The sequence below is a fragment of the Amorphus sp. 3PC139-8 genome (genome assembly GCF_040750475.1).
Taxonomy (GTDB): domain Bacteria; phylum Pseudomonadota; class Alphaproteobacteria; order Rhizobiales; family Amorphaceae; genus Amorphus.
Genome location: NZ_JABJVY010000003.1, coordinates 195,332 through 220,690, shown reverse-complemented (window position 1 = coordinate 220,690; position 25,359 = coordinate 195,332). Strand labels below are relative to the sequence as shown.

Annotated in this window: 18 protein-coding genes; 11 read left to right on the top strand and 7 right to left on the bottom strand. The window is 64.4% G+C overall.

Annotation, left to right across the window (positions count from 1 at the left end; genetic code table 11):
* Positions 1–83: 83 nt before the first annotated feature.
* Both HNS03_RS04865 and HNS03_RS04860 read right to left on the bottom strand, forming a co-directional pair.
* A complete protein-coding gene (locus HNS03_RS04865) occupies positions 84–668 on the bottom strand; it encodes a nuclear transport factor 2 family protein (RefSeq protein WP_367193549.1) in 585 nt (194 codons plus the stop codon).
* A gap of 150 nt (positions 669–818) precedes the next feature.
* A complete protein-coding gene (locus tag HNS03_RS04860) occupies positions 819–2,276 on the bottom strand; it encodes a DUF1254 domain-containing protein (RefSeq protein ID WP_367193548.1) in 1,458 nt (485 codons plus the stop codon).
* 1,044 nt (positions 2,277–3,320) lie between these two features.
* On the opposite strand from HNS03_RS04860, the gene HNS03_RS04855 reads away from it, so the two are divergent.
* The 7 genes from HNS03_RS04855 (at position 3,321) to HNS03_RS04825 (ending at position 13,350) form a co-directional block, all read left to right on the top strand.
* Complete coding sequence (locus tag HNS03_RS04855) at positions 3,321–4,214, top strand: helix-turn-helix domain-containing protein (protein WP_367193547.1); 894 nt, start codon at positions 3,321–3,323, stop codon at positions 4,212–4,214.
* A 119-nt stretch (positions 4,215–4,333) separates the two neighbouring features.
* Positions 4,334–6,445, top strand: coding sequence for a TonB-dependent receptor (locus tag HNS03_RS04850; protein ID WP_367193545.1), 2,112 nt, complete (start codon positions 4,334–4,336; stop codon positions 6,443–6,445).
* Positions 6,446–6,452: 7 nt separating this feature from the next.
* Positions 6,453–7,679, top strand: coding sequence for an MFS transporter (locus tag HNS03_RS04845; protein WP_367193544.1), 1,227 nt, complete (start codon positions 6,453–6,455; stop codon positions 7,677–7,679).
* Between the two features lie 2 nt (positions 7,680–7,681).
* On the top strand, positions 7,682–9,460 hold the full coding sequence (locus HNS03_RS04840; protein ID WP_367193542.1) for an ABC transporter ATP-binding protein: 1,779 nt from the start codon (positions 7,682–7,684) through the stop codon (positions 9,458–9,460).
* Positions 9,457–11,193 (top strand): ABC transporter ATP-binding protein, encoded by a 1,737-nt coding sequence (locus HNS03_RS04835; protein WP_367193541.1) that lies wholly within the window; start codon positions 9,457–9,459, stop codon positions 11,191–11,193. Before HNS03_RS04840 ends, HNS03_RS04835 begins: the two co-directional genes overlap by 4 nt.
* Positions 11,194–11,338: 145 nt before the next feature.
* Entirely contained in the window at positions 11,339–12,349 is a 1,011-nt protein-coding gene (gene dmeF, locus HNS03_RS04830) for a CDF family Co(II)/Ni(II) efflux transporter DmeF (RefSeq protein WP_367193539.1), read from the top strand.
* Positions 12,350–12,675: 326 nt separating this feature from the next.
* Positions 12,676–13,350, top strand: coding sequence for a class I SAM-dependent methyltransferase (locus tag HNS03_RS04825; protein WP_367193537.1), 675 nt, complete (start codon positions 12,676–12,678; stop codon positions 13,348–13,350).
* 408 nt (positions 13,351–13,758) lie between these two features.
* Here HNS03_RS04825 and ilvD read toward each other — a convergent pair whose 3' ends face one another.
* Complete coding sequence (ilvD, locus tag HNS03_RS04820; RefSeq protein ID WP_367193535.1) at positions 13,759–15,432, bottom strand: dihydroxy-acid dehydratase; 1,674 nt, start codon at positions 15,430–15,432, stop codon at positions 13,759–13,761.
* A gap of 222 nt (positions 15,433–15,654) precedes the next feature.
* Between ilvD and HNS03_RS04815 the strand changes: the two genes are divergently transcribed.
* The 3 genes from HNS03_RS04815 (at position 15,655) to HNS03_RS04805 (ending at position 17,213) form a co-directional block, all read left to right on the top strand.
* Entirely contained in the window at positions 15,655–16,569 is a 915-nt protein-coding gene (locus HNS03_RS04815) for a LysR family transcriptional regulator (protein WP_367193533.1), read from the top strand.
* Positions 16,570–16,630: 61 nt separating this feature from the next.
* Entirely contained in the window at positions 16,631–16,909 is a 279-nt protein-coding gene (locus HNS03_RS04810) for a BrnT family toxin (protein WP_367193531.1), read from the top strand.
* A 22-nt stretch (positions 16,910–16,931) separates the two neighbouring features.
* The gene (locus HNS03_RS04805; RefSeq protein WP_367193530.1) at positions 16,932–17,213 is read left to right on the top strand and encodes a BrnA antitoxin family protein; all 282 of its coding nucleotides are present in this window, start codon (positions 16,932–16,934) and stop codon (positions 17,211–17,213) included.
* A 3-nt stretch (positions 17,214–17,216) separates the two neighbouring features.
* Here HNS03_RS04805 and HNS03_RS04800 read toward each other — a convergent pair whose 3' ends face one another.
* From HNS03_RS04800 to HNS03_RS04785, 4 genes are all read right to left on the bottom strand, one after another.
* Positions 17,217–20,690, bottom strand: coding sequence for an indolepyruvate ferredoxin oxidoreductase family protein (locus tag HNS03_RS04800; RefSeq protein WP_367193529.1), 3,474 nt, complete (start codon positions 20,688–20,690; stop codon positions 17,217–17,219).
* Between the two features lie 120 nt (positions 20,691–20,810).
* On the bottom strand, positions 20,811–22,406 hold the full coding sequence (locus HNS03_RS04795; RefSeq protein ID WP_367193527.1) for a TRAP transporter large permease subunit: 1,596 nt from the start codon (positions 22,404–22,406) through the stop codon (positions 20,811–20,813).
* 8 nt (positions 22,407–22,414) lie between these two features.
* Positions 22,415–22,948 (bottom strand): TRAP transporter small permease subunit, encoded by a 534-nt coding sequence (locus HNS03_RS04790; protein ID WP_367193526.1) that lies wholly within the window; start codon positions 22,946–22,948, stop codon positions 22,415–22,417.
* 227 nt (positions 22,949–23,175) lie between these two features.
* The gene (locus tag HNS03_RS04785; RefSeq protein ID WP_367193524.1) at positions 23,176–24,273 is read right to left on the bottom strand and encodes a TRAP transporter substrate-binding protein; all 1,098 of its coding nucleotides are present in this window, start codon (positions 24,271–24,273) and stop codon (positions 23,176–23,178) included.
* A gap of 281 nt (positions 24,274–24,554) precedes the next feature.
* Here HNS03_RS04785 and HNS03_RS04780 point away from each other — a divergent pair, with 281 nt between their 5' ends.
* A complete protein-coding gene (locus HNS03_RS04780) occupies positions 24,555–25,325 on the top strand; it encodes a gamma-glutamyl-gamma-aminobutyrate hydrolase family protein (protein ID WP_367193523.1) in 771 nt (256 codons plus the stop codon).
* Positions 25,326–25,359: the final 34 nt, after the last annotated feature.

Genomic DNA, 25,359 nt, shown 5'->3' with positions numbered 1-25,359 from the left:
TAGATTTTCATAGTATTTCGCCCGAATTGGCCGATTGCACTGTCATTTTCGCCGCCCAGTCAGCAGGTTTGTTTCAAACGCTTCTATTCTTGGAAGGCCGCGTCCGGAAAATCATGCCAGCGCTGAATTTTCCAGCCGTTCGGACCTTTCACCAGCCAGCCCTCGTAGTTGAGACTGGAGACTGCGCTGAATGTTTTGCCATCGGCGGCATTGGTCAAAAGTCCGACAACACTGATATGCGCGGTATCGGCGGTCTGGTCGAGAAACAGGATATTCGGCATCAGATGCCGCCGCAGGTTGCCGGAAGACCGGAATGCGGCCATCCGCTTCGTCCAGAATGTGCGGAAATTGTCGCCGCTGAATGAGACTGGCGTTTGGCCCGGCACGCCGGCCACAAAAACGGCGTCGGGCGTAAACAGGTCCAGCCAGGCCTCGGCCTCCGTGTTGTCGTAGGCGAACGCATAGGCGGAGATCAGGTTGACGATTGCCATGCGGTCGGCGACGTCGAAGTCGGTTGATCCGGGATTGACGGTGGGCGCGTAGGACCGCAACGCCATGATGTCGCTCGCTGAAGTCCCACCGTCCGGAACGTCCGTTTGGGCCGATGCGAGCAACGAAGAAGAGGCGAAAAGCAGAGTCGCCAAGGTCCAGAACACGAGCTGTTTCATGTGTCTCACGGAGGACTGAGCCCGGACAGACGCGCCTGCCGAGCGGTGATTGCTCCATTGGAGGAGCAACGCGCATGAAAAAGCCAACTCCGAGGGGAGAACGCAGGTTCTTTCATGCGCGTGGTCGGTAAGATCTGCGCGAAGGGCTCGCTACTGCGCCGTGTCCGCCGTCGGTTTTTCGGCCTTGGCGATCGCCGGCGGCGCCCATTTGCCGATCAAGGCTTCTGGACGCGGCGCATAGAGCCGCATGGTCACGTTGAACGGTCCGTTGGGCGCCGGCAGCCAGTTCGCTTCCTTGTCCTGGCCGGGGCTTTCGTGCTGGAAATAAAGATCGATTGATCCGTCGGGGTTCTTCTTGAGCGGCATCCAGCTCGACAGCGCGAACCGGTTCAGGCTGTTGGCGATCTGAAAGCCGTCGTTGTCGTAGATGGTGACCGACCAGAAGGCATCCACCGGGGGAATATCGGACGCTTCGAAGTGCAGGACGTAGTTGTTGGCGCCGACGAGCGGCTGTCCTTTGCCGTCGGTGAGCGCGATCGGGTAGATCGCGTCTTGCGGCACGTTGGCGCCAAGGCCGATCTGCGCCATGATCGCGCGTTTCAGGTAGTAGTTGCCGTAGACGCCGACGGTATCGACATCCATCGACCAGCCGTTGACGGACTGCGCGATCGTGGGCGTCTTCCAGGCCATCAGCTGTTGAGCGGTCTTCGGCGCGGCTTCGATGGCCGCTTTCACGACCGGATCGGCCTTATCGACATCGAAGCTCTCGCCGGGTTCGATGCCGAGACGTTCCAGGCGGGCGACGATCGGCTGGTCGGTGATGTGCGGCGGGTTGATCTTCAGAAGCTCGGCCGCGTAGGCGAAGTAGTCCTTGCCCGCCATGGTGTCGACCTGGACCTTCGGCGGCGTCTTAACATCGACGGTCGGATCCGGGGAGAATTTCGGCTCCGTGACCTCCTGTCCCCATTTGGACAGTGGCGTGACCTTATAGCCGTCCTGGATCTTGTGAACGGCCGCGTAGTCGGACGGTCCGTCGGTCTTGGTGCGGCCGATGATCCACACATAAGGCGTCGGCGCATCGATCCGCTGGGTCGCCTCCGGGAGGCCGAGCGTCTTGGCGAAATCCTTGCCCAGATCGGGTCGCCATCCCGGCGGGGTCACCAGGAAGGTCGCCGCCTCGGTGCCTGTGGTCCGCCACCCGGGCGAGGCGAACACGTCCGTCCACATGTCGAGCATCGGCAGCAGATAGTAGCGCCCGTCGGTATCGGGAGCCGAGACGACCATCGGCTCGTCGGTCATGTCGAGAAAGGTGGAGGAATAGAGCGTGTCGAAGTTCGGCCGCACAACCGACTTTTCGTCCGCGGTCGGATAGGCTCGCACATTCGTGAACCAGTTCTGCACGCCGCCGAACGAGTACTTGGCCGGATCCAGGCTGCTCGTCTGCCGCCGCGTCAGGTCCATGGTGATGAGTGGATAGAAGTAAAGGTAGGCCTCGACCGCGATCGTGTTCGCTTCTTTCTGCGTAAGGTCCTGGGCATGGCCGGGCCCGGCAGCGAGCAGAACGGAGGCGGATAGTATGGCTCCCGCCAGTGCAGTTTGCAGCTTCATTGCTTATCCTCGACTTCCATCGTCGCTTCGCCGAACAAACCGGTGCCTGCCTGGGGCGCCGCGCCGGTACCGTTTCTCGCGCTTGCTGACGATACATCTATCCATTGTCGCCTTGCACGCGGCCCGACGGGCGCAATGTCCCACTCTCAATTTCCTCGCGCAGGTGCGGCGCGACAATGAGGCCAATCCGAATCGACCGGCTTTGCATTTTCCGCCAGGGGGGCCGGACGGTCGGAAAATTGAGGCGGGCTATCCAACACGGAGAACGTGGAAGCCGAGAGCCTCTTCCGGTGGACGGATCAGACTCTTCCGAAATTGTTGGCGATAGGAAGGGGCCGCGCTTCGTCTCGGGTAGCGCCTATGACCGTTATCTCTCCAAACGCTCAGAAAACCGTCCATTCTCGGCGCGTTTCCGGGCGCTATCCGGTTTTTACTTGGCCTGGAAACGCTCTATCGGTTTCGACCTTCACGGAGCGACTTGATGTGACAGCGAAAGCATAGGCTCAGGCCCCCTAAATCCGGAGGTTATGGGTGGAGGCGATTTGGTCAAATCCACCGATCGGCCCGCGTTCGGCAGGTACCGAATGCGGACGAGCCGATCGGAGCTTTCTGCGTCGAGCATCTTATCAGCGCGCCGTCGGCGTTCAGGATGCTCGATGAGCAAGAGCGCCGGAAACCCGGGCGGTTTTGCCGTTCCGGCCTCTTCGAGGGACCAGCTCTTGCGACGCCGTCCTTATGATTCGCGGCGCCGCCGGAGACGACCGAAAGACGCCAGAGCTACTTGAGGGGCACCTTGGCGGACAGGTCTCGGGCGACAGGCAGATGCAGAGGGCGCGCGCGTCCGTTTGCTTGGCGAGTCGGCTGATGATTTTGTTCGGACTTTTATTCATTTTCTTTTGATTGGCTGATCTTATGTAAATAATAATTACAATTATTAAAATTATTATAAGTAAATATAATAGATAATGCATTGCCAATTGCTGGAAACTGCGCAATCCACTGTGCTTCGTGCTTAGCGGCTCTCGCGGGCGACGGGTGGGTGCAATGCAGACGAACCTATTCTCTCTGGAGGACGTGGCAGTCGGCTCGGCGGCGGTGGCTGGCGAGGAGCGGCTGATCGAGATCCAGCCGAACTTCTATCTCGCGCTGACGGATATCCCCATCGACGAGGAACAGTCTCGCTTCGGCGAACCGTCGGCCTTCGCGGCCATCAGTATTCTTCTGCAAGGCCATGTCGGCACGAACGTGCCGGGAATGGAGGAACTGCGCCCCGATTCAATGCTTCTGACATCCCACAACGGGGTTGGAGAATTCTCCTCCCACCTCTATGGCGCAACGCGCCTGCGCAACGTCGAGGTCTTCGTTACGCCGGACTGGTTCGAGGGATCCGTCGGCACGCTATCGGGAGACCCTGCCTTCGAGGCGCTCCACGATAGCATGAACAGGCCGGCCTTCCATTCCTCCAGGCCGTTGCCGACCCGGTTTCGCGAGCTTGCGTCGAATGCATTGACGCCGATCGGAACCGGGGGCGTTGCGGCGATGCGGTTGGAGGCGATGGCTCTCGATCTCCTGGCGACCCTTGCGGAGTCCGCGTTCGAGCCGGAACAAATCGATCCACTTCCCCGCCGGGACCGGTATCGGATCCGTGCGGTGCGAGAGGCGATCGAGACCCGCCCTGCGGAGATCGCCTCTCTCGCCGCGCTGTCCGCCGAGTTCGGCGTCAGCCCCAGCAAGCTGAAGCGCGACTTCTTCCTCGCCTTTTCCACCTGCGTGGGCGGTTTCATCAACGAGCAGAAATTGCTGCACGGCCATCGCCTGCTGGAACAGGGGATGAGCGTGTCCCAGACCGCCTATGCGCTCGGCTATGCCCATCCCGGCAACTTCTCCACCGCCTTCAAACGGCACTTCGGTGTCTCGCCGCGCGAGATCCGAACCTGAGCCGTTTCCGTCGCAAACGTTTTTGAGCCGAACCCATACGCCACTGTCGGTGCAATGCCGCACGCGCTTTGCCACGATCCGCGCCAATTGGAATCGGGTACGGAAGCTGGAAAGTGATGATGAGGACGCAGATCTGTTTCGCGGTGTTTACGGCGTCGGTGGCGATGGTCGGCGAGGCGAAAGCCCAGGTCGAGCTAGATGCCGAAACGGTCGTGCTGGACCAGATCATGGTATCCGCCCAGCGCCGGGAACAGGTGGCGAAAGATGTTCCGATCAGCTTGCGGGTTCTGTCTCGCGAGGAGCTTCAAGAGCGGATCGTCCGGCGGCTCGACCAGGCTTTCGAGGCGACCCCCAACGCGACCGTGACAAGTCAGCGGGGTGGTAACGATGCGTCGACCATGACGATCCGCGGCGTCGCGACCACGGCCTTCGGCGCGGATCCGAGCATCGCCGTCTATGTGGACGACGTCTATGTCGGCAACGACAATGGCTTTAACGCGCGGATGGCGGATCTCGAGCAGATCGAGATCCTCCGCGGCCCGCAGGGAACCCTTTACGGTCGCAATGCGATCGGAGGTGCCGTCAATGTGCGCACGGGCTCGCCGGAGTTGGGGGTCAACTCGGTCTATGCGGAATCGGGTGTCGGCACCGACGGTTTGCTGTTCGGCCAAGGCACGGTGAACTTTGCGCTGGCCGACACTGTGGCGGCGCGCATTTCCGTCTTTGGAGACCGCAGCGACGGCTGGGTGAACAACGAAGCCGGCGGCCCTGATTTCATGAACCTGGACGACTATGGAGGCCGGGCGAAACTGCTTGCCGCCGTGACGCCGGATTGGGACGTCGAACTGACTGCCGACTACAGCCGAGACAAGGGCCGTCGGTCGGGCTACGGCCCGTTCGAGACGATTTGGGAGGACGGGGTCAATCTCGGTGAGCCGTTCCAGGATCATATGGATAGTTTCGGGGCGTCCCTGAAGTCGACCACCCGCACCGGCTTCGGCGAGGTGATCAGCGTGACCGCCTATCGCGGTGCCGATGCCAAAGGGGAGGGAGGCTCCTACGATCCCGCGCCGATGCAAAACGCCGCCTATTCCCGGGACTACGATCAGGTGACGGAGGAGGTCCGCGTCTCCGGCGAAACCGACAGGCTGGACTGGACGGTTGGCGCTTTCGGTCTTTACTCCCAGGACAATCGCTACGAGGCGAGTGGCTTCTATCCCGCGCTTCCCGCCAACACCTTCTTTCCCGGACAGCCGGCCCTGCCGGCCATGTACGAGGAGGGCACCAGGACGGACGTCGACACCACGAGCCTCGCGCTCTTTGGGGATGTCACTTGGCGCATGACGGAACAGTTGAATTTGGTTGCCGGCGCGCGCGGTAGCTATGACCGTAAGAAGATCGACTACGTGCACGGTTCGACGATGGGTGCCTTCGCCTTCCTCGCGCCGCCGATTACGACCTCGCAGTCGACGGACGGTTTCGACATCTCACCGCGGGTCGGGCTGATCTACGAACTGACCGAGGACACGAACGTCTATGCGACGATCTCGCGGGCCTACAAGCCGGCCGGCTTCAACATCGCCTTCGCGCCGACGGCGGATATCGGCTACGACGCGGAGAGCGCCATCAACTACGAAGTCGGACTGAAGGGCGAGGCGCTCGACGGCCAGGTCGGCTACGCCGTCTCCGCCTTCTATTTCGACTGGCGCGACCAGCAGGTCTACTCCTTCGTGAACAACCAGCTCGTCATCAACAACGCGCCGAAATCCCGCTCCTTCGGCGGCGAAGCTGAGGTGAATGTCGAACTCGTCGACGGCCTTATGCTCTATGCGGGTGTCGGCATTCTCGACGCCAAGTTCGTCGACTATCCGAACGCGATGTCCGGCATGGACGAGAGCGGCAACTGGCAGCCCTTCGCGTCGCGCTATTCAGCCAACCTCAGCGCGGAATATCGGCGCGCAATCACCGACGATCTCGTCGGGTTCGGGCGGGTCGACTACAACTATCGCTCGTCCTTCTACTGGGACAGCGCCAACACGATTGAGGAGCCGGGCTACGGCATCGTCAATGCCAGGCTCGGTGTCGAGGGCGATCACTGGTCGCTGAGCGCCTTCGCCCAGAACATGTTCGATCAGGAATATCGGATCGCCGCGCAGACCTACACCCAGGGCGTGCTGGCGATCCCCGGAACGCCGCAGACGTTCGGCGTCGTCGGCAGCGTTTCGTTCTGACGCCGCCATGTCGGATGCAGGCACGATCATTTTCGACGGGTGGCGGGGACCGCTGATCCTCGCCCTGCCACCCTATCTGGCCTTTGGATGCAGTCTCGGGCTGCTCCAGGTCGCCATCCCCTCGATCTTGCAGCGGCAGGGCCTGCCGGTCGAAAGCGTCAGCCTCGTCGCTCTTCTGCTGTTGCCCCTCTGCCTGTCGGTGTTCTGGGCCCCGGCGGTCGACCGCTTCGCGCTGACCCGCTGGGGTCGGCGTAAGAGCTGGTTCGCGCTGGCTCAAACCATGGTCGTCGCGTCGCTCTTGGTTCTCGCTTTCTCCGGTCCGGACCGCCTCTCCGTTCTGCTCGCGGCCATGCTGTGCCTTTCTGTCGGCGCCGCCACGATGGACGTCATCCTCGACGGAACGCTGGCGGAAACCGCCGCCGGCAAGACCCAGGCGATCCGGGGCGGGATCAAGGTGACCGGAATGCTGACCGGTACCGTTCTCGGCTCGCTGGTCATGATCCATCTGATCGAGGCTGCCGGCTGGGTCTCGGGTTTCGCGGTTGCCGCCCTGTTTTCCGCCCTCGCGGCGTTGCCGCTCGTCTTCGCCCGGATCGACGGGGAGGCTGCCGAGGCGCGACGGGTTCCTTCGGTCCTTTCGTTCATACGGCGCTCCGGGAACGGGCTGCGCCTCGTCCTTGTCGTCGTCGTTGGTCTGGCGCTCGGGATCGGGCTGAGCGCGCCCCGCCTAGTCATGATCGAGCAGGGCTACGCGCTGACGGCCATCGGCTGGATTTTCGGGACAGCCGCGCCGCTTGCCGGTGCGCTGGGAGCCGTTGGCGGGCTGGTGCTGGGCGACCGGATCGGCCTGCCGCGGGCCTTCGGTGCCTCCGTCTTGCTCTTCGTCCTGTCGGCGTCCTCCCTGGCGTGGCACTTCGCTGGCGGCGGAGGGGCGGCGCTTTTCCCGGCGGCCGCTATAGCGCTGGCATCCTTCGCCTATGCCGGGATCTACTGTGTCGTCTGCAGCCTCGCGATGGGCTGGGTCGCCACAAACCAGTCGGCGACCGACTATGCGATGGTCCAGAACGGCTGGCTCCTGGCCATTGTGGCGGGGAGCGCTCTCAGCGGGACGGTCCTCGCGCAAACCGGGCTTCTCGTATTGCCCGCATCGGCAACCGTGGTGGCTGCCGCGGCGGTGGCGCTCGTTCTTGTGGACGCGTCTTCGGCCGCCCGGATCGCGCGCAGCGGGGTCTGATCGTGGGCGAGGATGCGGTAAGGACGGCGAAGGGGCAGGGGCCGCTCCGCTTTCTTCTCGATGCCACGAAGGGACGGCGGGGGCTCTTCGCAGCGTCGCTGGGTGCCGCTTCGCTCGCCGCGGTCTGTTCGCTCGGTCCGGTGCTGGTCGTCTATGCGATCGCCCGGATCGTGGTCGACGGCGCCGCCACCGGCGCGGGTCACGCGGCGCTCTGGCCGGCCGTGGCCGGACTTGTGGCGGCCGCCCTGCAATTGACCTTCAGTGCCGGCGCCAATGTTGCCGGTCACAAGCTCGCGTTCGCGATCCAGAAGGACCTTCGGCTGGCTCTGGTCGACAGGCTCGGCCGGATGCCCGTCAGCGCGGTGGAGGGGCGCGCCGGGGAAATCCGCAAGACGGCGCTGTCCGATACGGGCAAGCTGGAAGGGCTGCTGGCGCATGTGCTGCCGGATATGGCCGGAGGTGTCGCGGCCTTTCTCGCGGGCACGACGCTCTTGGCCGTTGTGGATTGGCGCCTGGCCCTCGCCGGTCTCGCGCTCCTGCCGCTGGCCTGGGTCGCCCAGCGTCTGACCTATCGCGGGGGAGCGGAGCTGTTTGCGGAATGGAGCGGCGTGGAAGCCGAGGCCAATCAGGCCATGCTATCTTATGTGCGGGGCATCGGAACGCTGAAAGCCTTCAATCGGCTGGCCAGCACGCTCACGACCGTCACCCGCTCGATGTACCGTCTGCGCGACCTGTCCGTCTCTGTGGCCCGCCGCTCACGTTATCCCTATTCGCTGTTCAACGCCGCGCTCGGCACCAATCTGCTGGTTGTGCTGCCCGTGGCCACTTTCCTCGCGGCGACGGGAGGCATTGGCGTTCCGGAGTTCGTGCTGGCAACCGCACTCGGGGCGCGTCTCACGGCACCGTTGGCCAAGACGGTCATCGCCGCGAACGTGTTGAGCCGCGCCGGCGCGTCCGTGGAGCGCATCCAGTCCCTGCTTTCCATGCCGGTCATCGCGGATGGCGGGACCGCACCCCTCCCCGCCGGTAACACGATCCGGTTCCATGGCGTCTCGTTCGCCTATCCGAACGGGCGGGAGATGCTCCGCGACATCGACTTGGAGATCCCGGAGGGGAAGGTCACGGCCATCGTCGGGCCGTCCGGCGCCGGCAAGTCGACGCTTGCGCGTCTGATCCCACGGCTTGAGGACAGTACGAGCGGGCACGTCAGCCTCGGCGGTGTCAATGTGCGCGATCTCACTTTGGCCGATCTCCGCAGCCGGATTGCCGTCGTTTTCCAGGAGACGGTCCTGGCCGAAGGCTCGATCGCCGAGGCCATCGCCTTGGCACGGCCTGAGGCGAACGCAAGCGCCGTGGAGGAAGCAGCCGTCGCGGCGCGCCTCAGCGGGTTCGACCTGCAGGCATCGGTCGGAGATCGAGGCTCTCGGCTCTCCGGCGGCGAGAAGCAGCGCGTCGGGATTGCCCGGGCGATCCTGAAGGATGCGCCGATCCTCATCCTCGACGAAGCGACCGCCTTCGTCGATGCCGAGAACGAAGCGGAGGTGCAGCGGGCGATTGCCTCGGCGAGCCGTGATCGGACGCTCGTCGTCATCGCCCACCGGCTGGCCTCGGTCGCGCACGCCGACCGGATCGTCGTTCTCGCCGATGGACGGATCGAGGCTTGCGGCGATCATGCGGAGCTTCTCGATCGTTCGCCAACCTATGTGCGGCTATGGGCGGCGCAGGCCACGGCTGCTGACTGGACGCTGGACCGGAACGGGAGCCTGGAGGCCGCAACATGATCGCCCGCACCTTCGGCTTCGATCTGGCAGGTCGCGACGAGCCGGCCCTTCGGCACAGCATCGCGCTTGCCGCCGGCGCGGCCGTGTTCCGGTTCGTGCCTTACGTCCTCCTTGTCGTCGTTCTTCTCGACCTGATGGAGGGCGAGGCACCGCTTTCTTCGTCCGTGCTGTTTGCCGTCCTTCTCGTCGCTTTCGCCGCTGACCTGTTTCTATCGGCGCAAGGGTTGGAGAGGAGCTTCGGTGGTACTTACGGGCTCGTGACCGACATGCGCCTGAGGCTGGCCGATCGGCTCGGCCGCATGCCGCTCGGCCGTGTCCTCCAGCGGCACGGTGGCATGCTGACGGATCTCTTTGCCGATCGTTTCGCTTTCTATCAGGACGTCGCCACTCACATGTGGTGGCACCTGTCGACGACGCTGGTCCTGCCGCTTCTGCTATGGGGCTTGCTGGTGGTGCTCGACTGGCGCCTTGCGCTGACGGTCGCCGCATTCGTTCCGCTCGCTGCGCTTGTGGTGCCCTGGAGTTTCCGGCTTCTCGACAAGGGTGCTAGCCGCGCAATCGAAGCCCGCGAACAGGCTGGACGTGCCTTCGTCGATCTGGTGGAGGGCGCAAAGGAAGTGCGGGTCCTCGATCCGGGCCGTGGCCGCACTCGGGCGGCGCAGGAGGCGGTCGCGGCGCTCGAGCGGCGCTCGATTAAGGCGGAACTGGCGCCCGCCCCTGCGATCCTCGCCTTTGGTCTCGTCTGGTCGCTAGCCTCGGCCGCCGTCATCGTTGTCGCGGCGCTGATCTGGTCGTCCGGCGGCATTTCTGGCGCGACGATGCTCGCCGGCCTCGTCGTGTCCGTGCGGCTGTGCGCGGAACTCGCCGAGATCGGCACCTTTCTCGTCGAATTTCGAGTGGCGCGACGCGTCCTCGAGACCATCCGCGAGCTTGCCGACGAGCCGCTGCAGACGCAGACGGAGCGCGACACGCCACCCGCGGATGCCTCCGTCGAACTCAAGGACGTCGACTTCTCCTACGGCGATGGCCCGGCTCTTACCGGCTTCAACCTCGCCATTCCCGCCGGCACCATGACCGCGTTGGTTGGACCGTCAGGGGCAGGAAAGTCGACCGTGGCCTCGCTTGTCGCGCGGCTTTGGGACGTGGAGGAGGGCGCGGTTCGGATCGGCGGGGTGGATGTGCGCGCCATGTCGGCGGAGACACTCAATCGGACGGTCAGTATGGTCCTTCAGGACGTCGCCCTGTTCGAGATGAGCGTGGAGGACAACATTCGCCTCGGCCGTCCGACGGCATCACGCGACGAGGTGATGGCGGCCGCCCGCGCGGCGCGGATCCATGAACGCATCGAGAGATTGCCGAAGGGCTATGACAGCGTTCTTGTGGGCTCCGGCGCCGAGCTGTCCGGCGGCGAACGCCAGCGCGTCGCCATCGCCCGCGCGATCCTGAAGGATGCCCCGGTGCTCGTTCTCGACGAGGCGACGGCCAGCATCGACCTGGAGAACGAGCGGCTGATCCAGGAAGCGCTGTCCAACTTGACCAGAAACCGTACCACGATTGTTATTGCTCACCGTCTGCACACAATCGCTCGGGCCGACCAGATCGCCGTTTTGGAAAAGGGGCGGCTGGTCGAATACGGGACCGTCGAGGAGCTGCTGGTCCGCAAGCGGGGTGTGTTCCGGACCATGTGGCAGCGCCAGGAGGAGGCGCGCGGATGGCAGATCGGAAGGTCTTAGAGGCGCCTATCTCGCTGCGCCAAGGCGTATCGAGGGCTCGCGGCCGGTCAGCCTTTGGACGCGGAGCGGCGCCGATCGGTGGCGATGTTGTCGAAGGGTGCGGTTTGGCGGCCCTTCATTCCTAGAGGGCCAGCGAGGAGAGCTCATGCATACAGAGTCGGTCGAACCCTGGAGCCATCATCACGTCTTTCTGGGCAACGACCACGCCCGCAACGAATGGCGGACCTGGATCGTCGTCGCGCTGACGGCCGCAACGATGGTGGGTGAGATCGTCGCCGGGCTGGCCTTCGGGTCGATGGCGCTCCTTGCCGACGGCTTTCATATGGCCACTCATGCCGCGGCCCTGTCGATCGCCGGCTTGGCGTATTGGTATGCGCGACGGCATGCGCGCGACGATCGCTTCAGCTTCGGCACGGGAAAGCTTGGGGAGCTGGCCGGATTTTCGAGCGCCATCGTGCTTGCCCTCGTCGCCTTGTTGATCGGTTTCGAGTCCCTGCTGCGGTTCGCTGAGCCCGTTCCGATCCGCTTCGGCGAGGCGATCGCGGTCGCGGTGGTCGGCCTTGTCGTAAATCTGGTGAGTGCGTGGATTCTTCACGCCGGGGGAGGCCATGGTCACGACCATCATCACGGCCATGCCCATGCCGTCAGCCACGATCATGGCGATCACCGCGACGGGCAGCGAGCGTCTGAGTCCCACGCCGATGGTCACATGCATCACGACCACAATCTCCGAGCGGCCTATTTGCACGTGTTGACCGACGCATTGACCTCCGTTCTCGCGATCGTGGCCCTGCTGGCAGGGCGTTTCTATGGCTGGATATGGATGGATCCGCTCATGGGAATCGTTGGATCCATCGTCATCGCCCGATGGTCATGGGGGCTATTGAAGGGAGCGGCAGCGGTGCTGCTCGACATGACGCCGCACCAAGCTATCTCGAGAGACGTCCGCATGGCGCTGGAGCAAAATGGCGATTGCATTGCGGACCTTCACGTGTGGCGGATCGGCCCGGGCCATGTGGCTGCAATCATCTCCATTGTCACCGATAAGCCGCAAGAGCCGGAGCGCTACAAGGACAAGCTGAATTGGATCTCCGGATTGTCGCACGTAACGGTTGAAGTTCAGCGATGCGAGGCGCATCAGCATGAGGCAGCGTAGGACCAAGCGCAGGGCCTAGAAACTCCCGGTCCCCTTCCAGCCAAGGCCTGTTAGTTTCGTGCCCATCGCGGTTGTTCGACAGCAGCGCTGCCATTGCTTACTCCAAGCCCTTTCATGACATTTTTCGTCCCATTCTTGAACAGGCGGACAAATCGTAACATATAATGTTACATTAAACGTGGCAGCCGCCTTTCCTCCGTCCTCCATGCGCTCTTGCACTTGGCCGAACACGAGGCCGATGACCTCCGAGCAGCTATCCCAATGATAGGGGTACAGGTGCATCGCTCGCTTGTTGAGCCGGACGCAAGCCTGTTGAGATACCCGTGATGACCATTCCACAAGACCCCGGCGATACTGCGACCTACGCCGATCGCGTCGCATGGCATGTTCCAGCCCTGCATGATCTCCATCGGATGACCGGCCTTCTTCTAGCCGAGCGCATCTCCGATACCGGGCGAGTTCTTGTCCTCGGCGCCGGTGGTGGCATGGAGCTTCGCTCCTTAGTCGAGCGTTATCCCGGCTGGCGGTTCGACGGTGTGGATCCGTCGGCCGCGATGCTTGACCAGGCCCGTGAAACCATGGGCGACTTGGTGGAAAGGGCGAGCCTTCACGAGGGTTATGTCAACGATGCGCCGGACGGACCGTTTGACGGTGCGGTTTGCCTTCTCACGTTGCATTTTCTGCCCCGTGATGAGCGGTTGCGGACTTTACGGCAGCTCGCAAAGCGCCTGCGCCCCGGCGCCCCTTTGGTGGTGGCGCATCACAGCTTTCCGACAGGCGGCACCCACAGAGACCTCTGGCTGCGCCGCAATGCGGACTACCTGATCTCACGTGGTGTTCCTTCGTCCCAAGCGGAGCAAGGCATCCAGACGATGAAGGCACGACTTCCCGTCCTGACACCGGAAGAGGACGAGGCCGTCCTGCGTGAAGCCGATTTTGAAGACGTCCAACTCTTTTTCGCAGCACTCACCTTCAAGGGGTGGGTTGCGGTACGGAAATGAGGGCGTGGGGATCAGTCTCTCTGTCGGTTGAAACTGTACTCAAGATGTCGTCTTCGTCACACAAGGCTGTCATTAAAGAATTTTTATCCATAGAATGCTTTCCGTCAAACTCCGACGCTTTTTATGACGGAGGATTGACTTAAAAAGGCGGCCGATGGGCCGCCTTTCTGCTTTTCGACTGGGGCCCGATCCGTCAGGCTGTTGCCGTTGATTTCCGGTGTCGCAAAGCTGGATGGAAATCGGTCCCTACTTTTTCTGGCGTCGCTCTTTTTCTGCGCAATTCCGGGCGCAAAACCGCAGAAGCACTTTTGCTGGAATTGTTTCCTGCGAAGCCAGCGCGCGACTGCGCGCCGGCCGATCAGGCCGCCCACCCGGAGACGGTGAGCGAAGCGAACTCGGCGTGAGGTATTAGTTCGTTGCCGCCCCCTCGCTGGCCGGCTTGGCGAGCTTGGCGAACTTGGCGAGCACGCCCTTCTTGTAGCGCGGCTCCGGCTGCTTCCAGGCGGCGCGGCGCTTTTCGATCTCCGCTTCGTCGACATTGAGCTGCAGAAGCTGCTGATGCGCGTCGATGGTGATGGAGTCGCCCTCCTGGACCAGCGCGATGGTGCCGCCCACGAACGCCTCCGGGGTGACGTGGCCGACCACCATGCCCCATGTGCCACCGGAGAAGCGGCCATCGGTGATGAAGCCGACCGAGTCGCCGAGCCCGCGGCCGATGATCGCCGAGGTCGGCGCCAGCATCTCCGGCATGCCCGGCGCGCCGCGCGGGCCGAGATAGCGCAGCACCAGCACGTCGCCGGCCTGGATCTTGTCGTTCAGGATCGCGTCCATGGCCGACTGCTCGTCGTCGAACACGCGGGCCGGGCCGGTGATGACCGGGCTCTTCAGGCCGGTGATCTTGGCGACGGCGCCGTCCTCGGCGAGGTTACCCTTCAGGATCGCCAGATGGCCCTGCTTGTACATCGGTCGCTCGATCGGGCGGATCACCTCCTGGTCGGCGCGCGGCTCGTTCGGCACGTGCTCGAGTTCCTCCGCCAGCGTCTTGCCGGTGATGGTCAGGCAGTCGCCGTTCAAGTGGCCGGCATTGAGAAGGATCTTGAGCACCTGGGGAACGCCGCCGGCCTTGTGCAGGTCGACCGCCATGAACCGGCCCGACGGCTTCAGATCGCAGAGCACCGGCACGGTCCGCCGGACCCGTTCGAAGTCATCCAGCGTCCACTCCACGTCGGCTGCGTCGGCGATCGCGAGATAGTGCAGCACGGCGTTGGTGGAGCCGCCGGTCGCCATGATGAGTGCGACGGCGTTCTCGACCGACTGGCGGGTGACGATGTCGCGGGTCTTGATGCCTTTCTTCACCGCCTCGACCAGGACGCGGGCGGATTCGGCGGCGGAGTCCACCTTCTCCTGGTCCGGGTTGGCCATGTCGGAGGAGTACATCAGCGACATGCCCAGCGCCTCGAACGAGGAGCTCATGGTATTCGCGGTGTACATGCCGCCGCAGGAACCGAGCGACGGGCAGGCGTTGCGCTCGATGCCCTCGAAGTCCTCGTCGCTCATCTTGCCGGCACGATAGGCGCCGACCGCCTCGAAGGCGGAGACGATGGAGAGGTCCTTGCCCTTCCAGTGGCCCGGCTTAATCGTCCCGCCATAGACGTAGATCGCCGGCACGTTGGAGCGGCACATGCCGATCATGCCGCCAGGCATGTTCTTGTCGCAGCCACCGATGACGACGACGCCGTCCATCCACTGGCCCTGGACGCAGGTCTCGATGCAGTCGGCGATCACCTCGCGGGAGATGAGGGAGTATTTCATGCCCTCCGTGCCCATCGACATGCCGTCGGAGATCGTCGGCGTGCCGAACATCTGCGGTAGCGCGCCGGCGTCGATCAGCGCCTGGTTGGCGGCGTCGGCGAGGCGCTGCAGACCGGCGTTGCAGGGCGTGATGGTGGAGTGGCCGTTGGCGATGCCGACGATCGGCTTGTCGAAATCGCGCTTCTCGTAGCCGAGCGCATAGAACATCGCCCGGTTGGCCGAGCGCTCGAGGCCTTGGGTGACGTGTTTGGAGCGGTCGTTGGCAGCCATGTCGTTTCCTTCCCCGACGGGTTCGGCCGTGGCCTCCGCAAGCCCAATTGGGCTGGGGAGGCGATCGTGAACGGAAGATCGGGCGCGGCTCGGCGCAATGACGAGTGCGCAGCCCGGCCGGCGCGAAAAGGCCAGCATCAGAACGGACCTTAGACGCTTTCCAAAGCCAATAGGAAATATATTATTCCTTTTTAACTAGGTCGATTTTGATATGAGTTGTGAATGAACCTGAAGCAGCTCCGCCAGTTTCTCGCCGTCGCCGACGAACTCCATTTCGGGCGTGCGGCCGAGCGGCTCGGGATGACCCAGCCGCCGCTCAGCCAGTCGATCCAGGCGCTGGAAGAGGAGCTGGGCGTGCGGCTGTTCACGCGCACCAAGCGGTCGGTGGCGCTGACAGCGGTGGGAGCTGAGTGGCTGCCCCATGCGCGCCGGCTGTTGGAAGATGCGGCCGCGCTGCCGGATACCGCCCGCCGGCTTGCCCGCGGCCAGCTCGGCTCGCTGCGGCTGGCCTTCGTCTCCATCGCCGACTATTCCATCCTTCCCGCGCTGATCAGCGCCTTCAAGGCAGCCTATCCGGAGGTGGAGGTTCTGCTGCGCGAGGCCACCAGCGACCTGCAGATCGAGGCGCTGCTGGCTGGCGAGATAGACGCCGGACTGATCGTGCCCCAGAGCGGGCTCCATGCCAGCCTCGCCTATCATCCGCTCGTGTGCGAACCGCTGGTGGCGGCGGTGCCGGACGACTGGATCGCCAGCGGCCGCATCCGGCTTCAGGGAGAACAGCTTGCCTTCGCAGACGTGGTGGAGGAGCCGCTGATCCTGTTTCCGCGCCGCAGCGCACCAGCCTTCCACGATATCGTCACCGGCCACTACGCGGTGAATGGGGCGCGCCCGCGCATCGTGCAGCAGGCGATCCAGATGCAGACCATCATCGCGCTGGTGGCCGTCGGGCTGGGCATGGCGCTGGTGCCGCAATCCTTGACGGCCCTGCGCCGCGACGGGGTACGCTACCTCCCGTTCGGCGATAACGCGCCGGTATTGGAGACCGGCCTGGTCTGGCGCCGGGACGAGCTCCTGCCGGCGGTTACCCATCTGGTCGGTTTGGCGGGAGAAATGGCGGAACCCGGCGGGGTGGGATGACCGGTTTTTGTCGTGTCAGAAACCGCTTGCGGAAGGCAGGTTTTCGTCACTACATGAATAGATGGACGCGCCGCTCGACATCGAATTCGATCCTGCGAAAGAGGCGGAGAACATCGCCAAACACGGCGTCTCGTTTACTGCTTTGGCGGATTTCGATTTCGAGACGGCGATGGTCGAACCCGATGATCGGTTCGACTACGGAGAACATCGCCAGGTCGCCTTCGGGCTGATCGGCCTGCGGCTCTTTGTGCTTGTGTTCACGATACGCGGCACGACGTTGCGGGCGATTTCGCTCCGAAAGGCCAACGGCCGAGAGGTCAGAACCTATGGTTCGTATTAAGCCCAACCCTGATAGGCCCAAAATGTCTGCCGATGACGCGCGCCGGATCGCTCGAGAGAGCTTGAAGGAGATGACGCCGGAAGAGGATGCGGCGCTGACGGCCGCTGCCGAGGCCGATCCGGACAATCCGCCGGCCGACGAGTTGTTTCGCCGGGCCAGGGGCGGCCGTCCGCGCGCGGAAAATCCCAAGCAGCAGGTGACGCTCCGGCTCGATCCGGACGTGGTGGAGCGGCTGAAGGCCGATGGTCCCGGCTGGCAGACCCGGGCCAATGCGGCGCTGCGCAAAGCGGTCGGGCTGAAGTAGCGTCTACTCCGCCGCGAGCGCTTGTGTCGGCGTCGGGGCTCGGAAGGCCTCCAGATGCTCGGCACGATGGGCTTCGGCCTTGGCAACGGCGGCGGTCTTGACCGGTCCGAAACCGCGGATCTTGTCCGGGTAGCCGGCAAGGGCAACCGCGACCGGGTGGTTGGCGGCCGACAGCCCGGACAAGATCTCGTCCAGTGCCGCCTCGTAGTCGTCAAGAAGACGACGCTCCATGCGCCGTTCCTCCGTGCGGCCGAACAGGTCCAGGCGGGTGCCACGGAAGCGCCGGGCCCAGGCGAGCACAGGCATCAGCTTCAGCACCCACGGTCCGAAGGCCCGCTTTTCCGGCCGGCCGGTGCGCGGATCCTCCCGCGCGATGATCGGCGGCGCCATGTTGAGCTCGATCCGCTCGAACGAGGCGAATTGCTCCTTGAGCTGGGCCTTGAAGGCCGGGTTCGCATAGAGCCTTGCGACCTCGTACTCGTCCTTGATCGCCATCAGCTTGAAGAGATTGGTCGCGACGGCCTCTGTAAGCGCTGTCTCGCCGGGGGCGATCCGCTCCTCGTGACGGCGGATCTGGTCCACTCGCTTGCGGTAACGCGCGCCGTAGGCGGCGTTCTGATAGTCGGTCAGAGTGGCGACGCGGCGTTCGATTTTCTCGTCGAGAGTTGCCGACAGTCGGCGATGGGGCAGGGTCGCTGCGCCCGTGTTGGCCTCCGAGGTAGCCACGGAGGCGGGGTCGACGATGGCGCGTCGGCCGCAGCGGAACGCGGCGAGGTTCATCTCCACCGACACGCCGTTCAGCTTGATCGCCTGCTCGATCGTGAGCGACGACAGCGGGATCGCGCCGAGCTGATAGGCGGCGCCGAGCATGACCATGTTCGCCGCGATCGCATCGCCGAACATGGCGGTCGCGATTTCGGTCGCCGCCATGAAGGTGGCACGATCCGCGCCGGCATCGTCGCTGAGCGCCTTCACGATCCGCCGGGTCGGAAGCGAGAAGTCGGGGTTCTGCACGAAGTCGCCGGGGAGCTGCTCATGGGTGTTGGCGACGACCCGGGTGCGGCCCGGCTCGATCGTGCCGCGCTGTTTGGCCATGCCTGCGACGGGCAGATCGCAGGCTAAGAGCAGGTCCGCACCGCCTGCGCCGACGCGGATGGTGTGGAGATCTTCCGGGCTGGGCGCGAGTTTGACGTGGCTGGTTACCGCGCCGCCCTTCTGGGCCAGACCCGCCATGTCGATGATACCGCAGCCCTTGCCTTCCAGATGCGCCGCCATGCCCAGGAGCGCGCCGATGGTGACGACGCCGGTGCCGCCGACGCCAGTGATCAGGATGCCATAGGGCTGGTGCAGGCCGGGGAGGGCGGGTTCCGGCAGGTCGGCGCCGGTGTCGGCGCTCGCGGTTTCCGCGCGGGTGCGCTCGTGCGGCTTGGCGCCGTGCACCGTGACGAAAGAAGGGCAGAAGCCTTTCAGGCAGGAGAAGTCCTTGTTGCAGCTCGACTGGTCGATCTGGCGTTTGCGGCCGAACTCCGTCTCCACCGGCTGCACGGCGACGCAGTTCGACTGGGTCGAGCAGTCGCCGCAGCCTTCGCAGACCTCTTCGTTGATGATCACGCGCTGATCGGGATCAGGAAAGCTGCCGCGCTTGCGTCGGCGGCGCTTTTCCGCCGCGCAGGTCTGGTCGTAGATCAGCACGGTCAGGCCGGGAATCTGGCGCAGGTCGCGCTGCACCTCGTCGAGATCGTCGCGGTCGTGGACGCTCGCGCCGGACGGCCAGGGGCCGGGATGGCGCTCCGGCTCGTCGCTGACGATCACGATCTTCTCCACGCCGATCGCCGCGACCTCGGCGGCGATGCGCTGCGGGGTCAAGCCGCCGTCGTTGGTCTGGCCGCCGGTCATGGCGACGGCGTCGTTGTAGAGGATCTTGTAGGTCATGGTGACGCCGGCGGCCTTGGCCGCGCGGATCGCCATCAGTCCGGAATGGTTGTAGGTGCCGTCGCCGATATTCTGAAACACATGGGCGGTTTCGGAGAACGGCGCCTCGCCGATCCAGTTGGCGCCCTCGCCCCCCATCTGAGTGAAGCCCTCGGTGGAGCGGTCCATCCACTGAGCCATGAAGTGGCAGCCGATGCCGGCGAAGGCGTGGCTGCCTTCCGGCACGACGGTGGACGTGTTGTGCGGGCAGCCGGCACAGAAATAGGGGCGGCGGCCGGAGATGTCCTCGGCTTCCGCGAGACGGCGGCGGGCCGTGCGCACCTGCTCCAGTCGTGCGCGGATGCGCTCGTCGCCGGTGGCCGCCACGATCCGCTCGCCGATCGCCTCGGCGACCATCGCTGCATCGAGGGCGCCATGGGCGCGGAGCAGACGAGCGCCGGCGCGATCGCGCTTGCCTTCGATCAGCGGGGCGTTGGCGCGGCCGTAAAGCGCTTCCTTGAGCTGCGGCTCGATCAGGCCGCGCTTTTCCTCGACGACCAGGATCTCCGACAAGCCGGCGGCGAACTCCGACGCTCCTTCGGGCTCCAGCGGCCAGGGGCAGGCGACCTTATAGAGCCGGATGCCGAAATGGGCGCAGTCCACCTCGTCGAGGCCGAGCAGGTCGAGAGCCTCCAGAACGTCGAGCCAGCTCTTGCCGGTGGAGACGATGCCGAGCTTGGGATGGCGCCCGCCATGGGTAACGATCTTGTCGAGCCGGTTGGCGCGCACGAACGCGATCGCGGCGGGGATCTTGTAGAGGTGCAGTCGTTCTTCCTGGCCGAGCGCATCGAAGCCGAGCCGGATGTTGCGCCCGACCGGCGGTTCGGACAGGTCCGGCCGCTCGATCTGGATCCGGTCGAGGCTGCCGTCGATCGAGGCGGTCGATTCGATGGTGTCCTTGACGCACTTCAGCCCGGTCCAGGTGCCGGCGAAGCGCGACAGGGCGAATCCGTAGAGACCGTAGTCGATCACTTCCTGGACGCCGGCGGGGCTCAGGATCGGGATCATGGCGTCTACGAACGCGAATTCTGACTGGTGCGCGGTGGTGGAGGACTCGCAGGTGTGGTCGTCGCCCATCAGGGCGAGCACGCCGCCCCAGGGCGACGTACCAGCGAGGTTGGCGTGGCGAAAGACATCGCCCGAACGGTCCGCGCCGGGGCCCTTGCCGTACCAAACGCCAAAGACGCCGTCGAACCGGCCGGTGCCGCGCAGCTCCGCCTGCTGGGTACCCCAGAGTGCGGTCGCCGCCAAATCCTCGTTGAGGGCGGGTTGGAACAGCACGCCCGCGTCGTCGAGCCGGCGCTTGGCGCGGGCGAACTGCTGGTCGAGGCCGCCAAGCGGCGAGCCGCGATAGCCGGTGACATAGCCAGCCGTGTGCTTGCCGAGGGCGGCGTCTCGCGCCTGCTGCATCAGGGTCAGCCGGACCACGGCTTGCGTGCCGGAGGTGAAGATCCGCGTCGCGTCGAGGTCGTACTTCTGGTCCAGCGTGACCGGGCGTGACGTCATATCGGCATGTCCTTTCCAGCGGTCGCGAACGAGGCGGTGCGCGGACACAGAGTCTGGCCGATGCCACGCCCGGTCAACTGGAAAGGCTCCAAATTATGTCGCGAAAGGTGATCCGGGCGATCACGTTCCGTAGATCACCTTCGGTAGCCAGGTCGCAATTTCCGGCAGGTACCACAGCACCATCAGCGCGACGATCTGGATCAGCACGAACGGGATCACGCCGATATAGATCGACATGGTCTTGACCTCCGGCGGAGCCACGCCGCGCAGATAGAACAGCGCGAAGCCGAATGGCGGCGTCAGGAAGGAGGTCTGCAGGTTCATCGCCATCATGACGCCGAGCCAGACCGGGCTCATGGGCTCGCCGTTCGGCATCTCCATCTGCAACAGCACCGGAGCGACCAGCGGCACCACCACGAACACGATCTCCAGGAAGTCCAGGAAGAAGCCCAGGAAGAACATGAGCAGCATGACGGCGAGGATCGCGCCGATCGTGCCGCCGGGCAGGTTCGACAGGAACTCCTGCACCATCTCCTCGCCGCCGAGGCCGCGGAACACCAGCGAGAACAGCGCCGCACCGATCAGGATCACGAACACCATCGAGGTGATTTGAGTGGTACCTTCCAGGACCGGCTGCAGCACGCCGGCGCGCAACACCCGCACCAAGGCCACGAGAAAGCCGTAGGCGACGAGAGCGCACAGCACATAGGCTGCGTAGATGCCGATCTGATCGCCGCCGGAAATTACCTCCCGGCTCACCCGCATGTCGACGGTCGCCACCAGGATGAGCAGGCCGACGACGGAAAGGCCGGCGAGGTAGATCGGGATCGGCCGCTTGGGATTGAGCCGATGGCCGGCCAGAAGCAGCGAGCCAACCGCGCCCACGGCGGCGGCCTCCGTCGGGGTCGCGACACCGGCGAGGATGGAGCCCAGCACGGAGACGATCAACACCACCGGCGGCACCAGCGCGTTCAGGACCCGGCCGAACGTGATGTGCTCGCCGGGCTCGGGTGGGATCGCGGGGCTCGAGGCCGGCCGGATCAGTGCGATGAAAAGCTGATAGGCGATATACATGCCCACCAGCATCAGCCCGGGGATCAGTGCGCCGGCGAAGAGATCGCCCACCGAGACCGTCTCGGGAGAGAAGATGCCCATGTCGAGCTGGGCCTTCTGGTAGGCGTTCATGAGCTGGTCGCCGAGCACCACCAGCACGATCGACGGCGGGATGATCTGACCGAGCGTGCCGGCGGCCGAAATCGACCCGCAGGCAAGCCGGGTATCGTAGCCGCGCTTCAGCATGGTCGGCAGCGACAGGAGGCCCATTGTGACCACGGTCGCGCCGACGATGCCGGTCGAGGCGGCCAACAGCGCGCCCACGATGGTGACCGCCAGGCCGAGCCCGCCGCGCATGGGGCCGAACATCTTGCCCATGGTGTCGAGCAGCTCTTCGGCAACGCGCGAGCGCTCCAGCATCACTCCCATGAAGATGAACAAGGGCACCGCGACCAGCACCTCGTTGGTCATGGTGCCGTAGATGCGTTGGGGCAGGGCGGCGAAGAAGGCGATGTCGAACACGCCGAAGGCCATGCCGATCAGGCCGAAGACGAGGGCGACGCCGGAGAGCGTGAAGGCGACCGGGAAGCCGGACAGCAGCACGAAGCAGGCTGCCACGAACATCAGGAGGTCGAGCGAATGCGCGAGATCTGAAAGGTTCATGGCGGCGCTCAAGCGATCGGGGTGCGCAGGGCATCGAGCTCACGCTCATCGCCCTGGAGCGCGAGAAGGGAATGGATGATCATCGACACGCCCTGCAGACCGACCTGCACGGCAAACACCAGGATCGCCGTCTTCAGCAGAAAGACGCCCTGGATGCCGGAGGATTCCCGCGAACCTTCCAGGATCGCCCAGGAGTTGGAAACGTAGGGCCAACTGATCCAGAAGATCAGGCCACAGACCGGCAGCAGCATGAACACGCAGCCCAGCAGGTTCACCCAGGCTTTGGCCCGGGGAGAGGCGTCGCGGTAGAACACGTCGATGCGCACGTGGCCTTCCAAGCGCAGCGTGTAGCCGGCAGCGAGCATGAACAGGAAGGCGTGCATATAGATGACCAGCTCCTGCATCTGGATCGAGCCCAGGCCGAAGACGTAGCGCATCACCACGACAACGAACTGGACGACCACGACGGCTAGAGCGAGCCAGGCAAGAATTTTGCCGGTCCACAAATTTACCGAGTCAATCGCGGCAGCTAGGGCACGCATGCGGCGGCCTCGTACATTCTGGAAGATGTTTGTTGGTGTGTTTTTTCGAAACCTGACGCCAGCCGAGCCAACCCAGCCCGCGCCGATCCCGTTATAAGGCTGTTCAGCGTTTGGAAAGGCAAAGCCTCTCCATGTGTTCTAAAGTTATTGGAGGTTTTGTTTTTTGAATCGAGAGCCGAAACGCAGACGGAGCGGCAAGAGCCGCTCCGTCGAGGTGTACGTTCGGCCTATTCCTTGCCGATAATTCGATCGCGTCCGAGCGAGTAGGCCTGCTCGGAAATGTCGGTCCAGCCGGCGCCGGATTTACGCGCCGCGATATAGCTGTCGTAGATCTTCTTCGACAGGTCGTCGTGCTGGGCGACATTGGCGACCACTTCGTCCGAGGCCGATCCGAAGGCATCGAAGATCTCGTTGGAGAACTTCTTGAGCTGAACGCCATGCTCGTTGACCAGGGTGGCCAGGGCCTGGCCGTTCTTGGCCATGAACTCGGCGTAGGAATGGTTGTTCTCCGCACGGGCGCATCCGGATACGATCGCCTTGTCGCTGTCGGAGAGCTTGTCCCATATGTCCTTGTTGAGGCCGACGGAGAGCGTCGGGCCCGGCTCGTGGAAGCCCGGATAGTAGTAGAACTTGGTGATCTTGTAGAAGCCGAAGGCAAGGTCGTTCCAGGGACCGACCCATTCGGTGCCGTCGATGGCGCCCGACTGCAGCGCCTGGAAGATTTCGCCGCCCGGCAGGTTGATCACCGAAACGCCGAGCTGGCGCAGTGCCTCGCCGCCGAGGCCGGGCATGCGGAACTTCAAGCCGCGCAGGTCCTCGATCGTGTTGATCTCGTTGCGGAACCAGCCGCCCATCTGGACGCCGGTGTTGCCGCACTGGAACGGCTTCACGTTGAACTGGCCGGACAACTCGTCCCACAGCTCCTGACCGCCGCCCCACTGGATCCAGGCGTCTTGCTCACCGGCGGTGAGGCCCAGCGGAACCGCGCCGAAGAAGGCGAATGCTGGATGCTTGCCCTGCCAGTAATAGTCGACGCCATGATACATTTCGGCGGTGCCGTTCTGCACCGCGTCGAACGATTCGAACGGCGGCACCAGCTCGCCGGCGGCGAACAGCTTCACCGTGATGCGGCCGTCGGTCGCCGCGGTGATGGAGTCGGCGAAGCGCTGCGCGCCGGTGCCGAGGCCGGGGAAGTTTTTCGGCCAGGTGGTGACGATCTTCCACTCCTGGCGACCCTGCGAAATCGCCGGAGCGGCGAGCGAGGCCGTGGCAGCGGTTGCGCCGGCTGCAAGGCCGGCGGATTTCATAAATTTACGGCGATCCATCAAAGTCCTCCCAAGGGCTTGGTAAGGCAGCTTCCGTCCGCACTAACACGCTCTGGTCGTGATCGGCGGATCTCATTGCTTGCCGAGTTTCGATATAAAGCCGATGTTCCAGGGGTGGACAAGGGCAGGTTCGACCGATCCGGCGCGATTTTCGTTCTTGTGGACGTTTTGGTTGCAATGTGCCCACAATCTATGCGGCTATCCGGGCCTGACGCGAAATTGACCGAAAGGCGTGGTCTGGATCCGGCCCCATCATCAACGAAGAAGTGTGAGGGCGTTCGATGGCGCAGCCGTTGATCCTCGTGACGTCGGACCAGAAGTCGTTCGACGGCTATCTCTGGTCGGCGACCCCGATCCAATATCTCGATGCCGTGGCGGCGGTGGCCGGCGGCGTGCCGGTCCAGGTGCCGGCGCTGGATGAGCCGGTCGATGTCGACGTGCTGCTCGACCGCGCCGACGGCGTGCTCCTGACGGGCTCGCGCTCCAACGTGCATCCCACGCACTATGGCGAGGAGGTCACGGAAGAGGCCGAGCCGTTCGATCCGGCCCGCGATGCCGTCTCGATTCGGCTGATCCGGCGGGCCCTGGACAGGGGCGTTCCGCTGCTGGCGGTCTGTCGCGGCCTGCAGGAGCTCAACGTCGCCTTGGGCGGCACGCTGCATCCGGCGATCCACAACCTGCCGGAGCGCATGGACCATCGCGCCCCCGAAAGCGACGACAATGCCGTGCGCTTCCAGTTGCGCCACGACGTGAGGCTGGACCCGGAGGGGGATCTCGCAGGGATCGTCGGCGAGACGACGGTGCATGTGAACTCGCTGCATCGCCAGGGGATCTTGACCCTCGCTGCGCCTCTCAAGGTGGAGGCCCGCGCCGAAGACGGCACCATCGAGGCGGTTCGGGTCGAAGGCGCGAAGAGCTTCGCCTACGGGGTGCAGTGGCATCCGGAGTTCTGGGCCCGCACCGATCCGCCGTCGCGTCGCTTGTTCGAGGCGTTCGGCGCGGCCGCGCGGGGCTATCTTGCCGGGCGCACCCGGATCGGAAGCGCCGCCTGACGCCTATGCGGGCGCGGCCCGTTGCCGGACTTGG

Coding starts and splice junctions, on each gene's coding strand:
- HNS03_RS04865 (WP_367193549.1), bottom strand. CDS start 668: ATGAAACAGCTCGTGTTCTGGACCTTGGCGACTCTGCTTTTCGCCTCT.
- HNS03_RS04860 (WP_367193548.1), bottom strand. CDS start 2,276: ATGAAGCTGCAAACTGCACTGGCGGGAGCCATACTATCCGCCTCCGTT.
- HNS03_RS04855 (WP_367193547.1), top strand. CDS start 3,321: ATGCAGACGAACCTATTCTCTCTGGAGGACGTGGCAGTCGGCTCGGCG.
- HNS03_RS04850 (WP_367193545.1), top strand. CDS start 4,334: ATGAGGACGCAGATCTGTTTCGCGGTGTTTACGGCGTCGGTGGCGATG.
- HNS03_RS04845 (WP_367193544.1), top strand. CDS start 6,453: ATGTCGGATGCAGGCACGATCATTTTCGACGGGTGGCGGGGACCGCTG.
- HNS03_RS04835 (WP_367193541.1), top strand. CDS start 9,457: ATGATCGCCCGCACCTTCGGCTTCGATCTGGCAGGTCGCGACGAGCCG.
- dmeF (WP_367193539.1), top strand. CDS start 11,339: ATGCATACAGAGTCGGTCGAACCCTGGAGCCATCATCACGTCTTTCTG.
- HNS03_RS04825 (WP_367193537.1), top strand. CDS start 12,676: ATGACCATTCCACAAGACCCCGGCGATACTGCGACCTACGCCGATCGC.
- ilvD (WP_367193535.1), bottom strand. CDS start 15,432: ATGGCTGCCAACGACCGCTCCAAACACGTCACCCAAGGCCTCGAGCGC.
- HNS03_RS04815 (WP_367193533.1), top strand. CDS start 15,655: ATGAACCTGAAGCAGCTCCGCCAGTTTCTCGCCGTCGCCGACGAACTC.
- HNS03_RS04810 (WP_367193531.1), top strand. CDS start 16,631: ATGGACGCGCCGCTCGACATCGAATTCGATCCTGCGAAAGAGGCGGAG.
- HNS03_RS04805 (WP_367193530.1), top strand. CDS start 16,932: ATGTCTGCCGATGACGCGCGCCGGATCGCTCGAGAGAGCTTGAAGGAG.
- HNS03_RS04800 (WP_367193529.1), bottom strand. CDS start 20,690: ATGACGTCACGCCCGGTCACGCTGGACCAGAAGTACGACCTCGACGCG.
- HNS03_RS04795 (WP_367193527.1), bottom strand. CDS start 22,406: ATGAACCTTTCAGATCTCGCGCATTCGCTCGACCTCCTGATGTTCGTG.
- HNS03_RS04790 (WP_367193526.1), bottom strand. CDS start 22,948: ATGCGTGCCCTAGCTGCCGCGATTGACTCGGTAAATTTGTGGACCGGC.
- HNS03_RS04785 (WP_367193524.1), bottom strand. CDS start 24,273: ATGGATCGCCGTAAATTTATGAAATCCGCCGGCCTTGCAGCCGGCGCA.
- HNS03_RS04780 (WP_367193523.1), top strand. CDS start 24,555: ATGGCGCAGCCGTTGATCCTCGTGACGTCGGACCAGAAGTCGTTCGAC.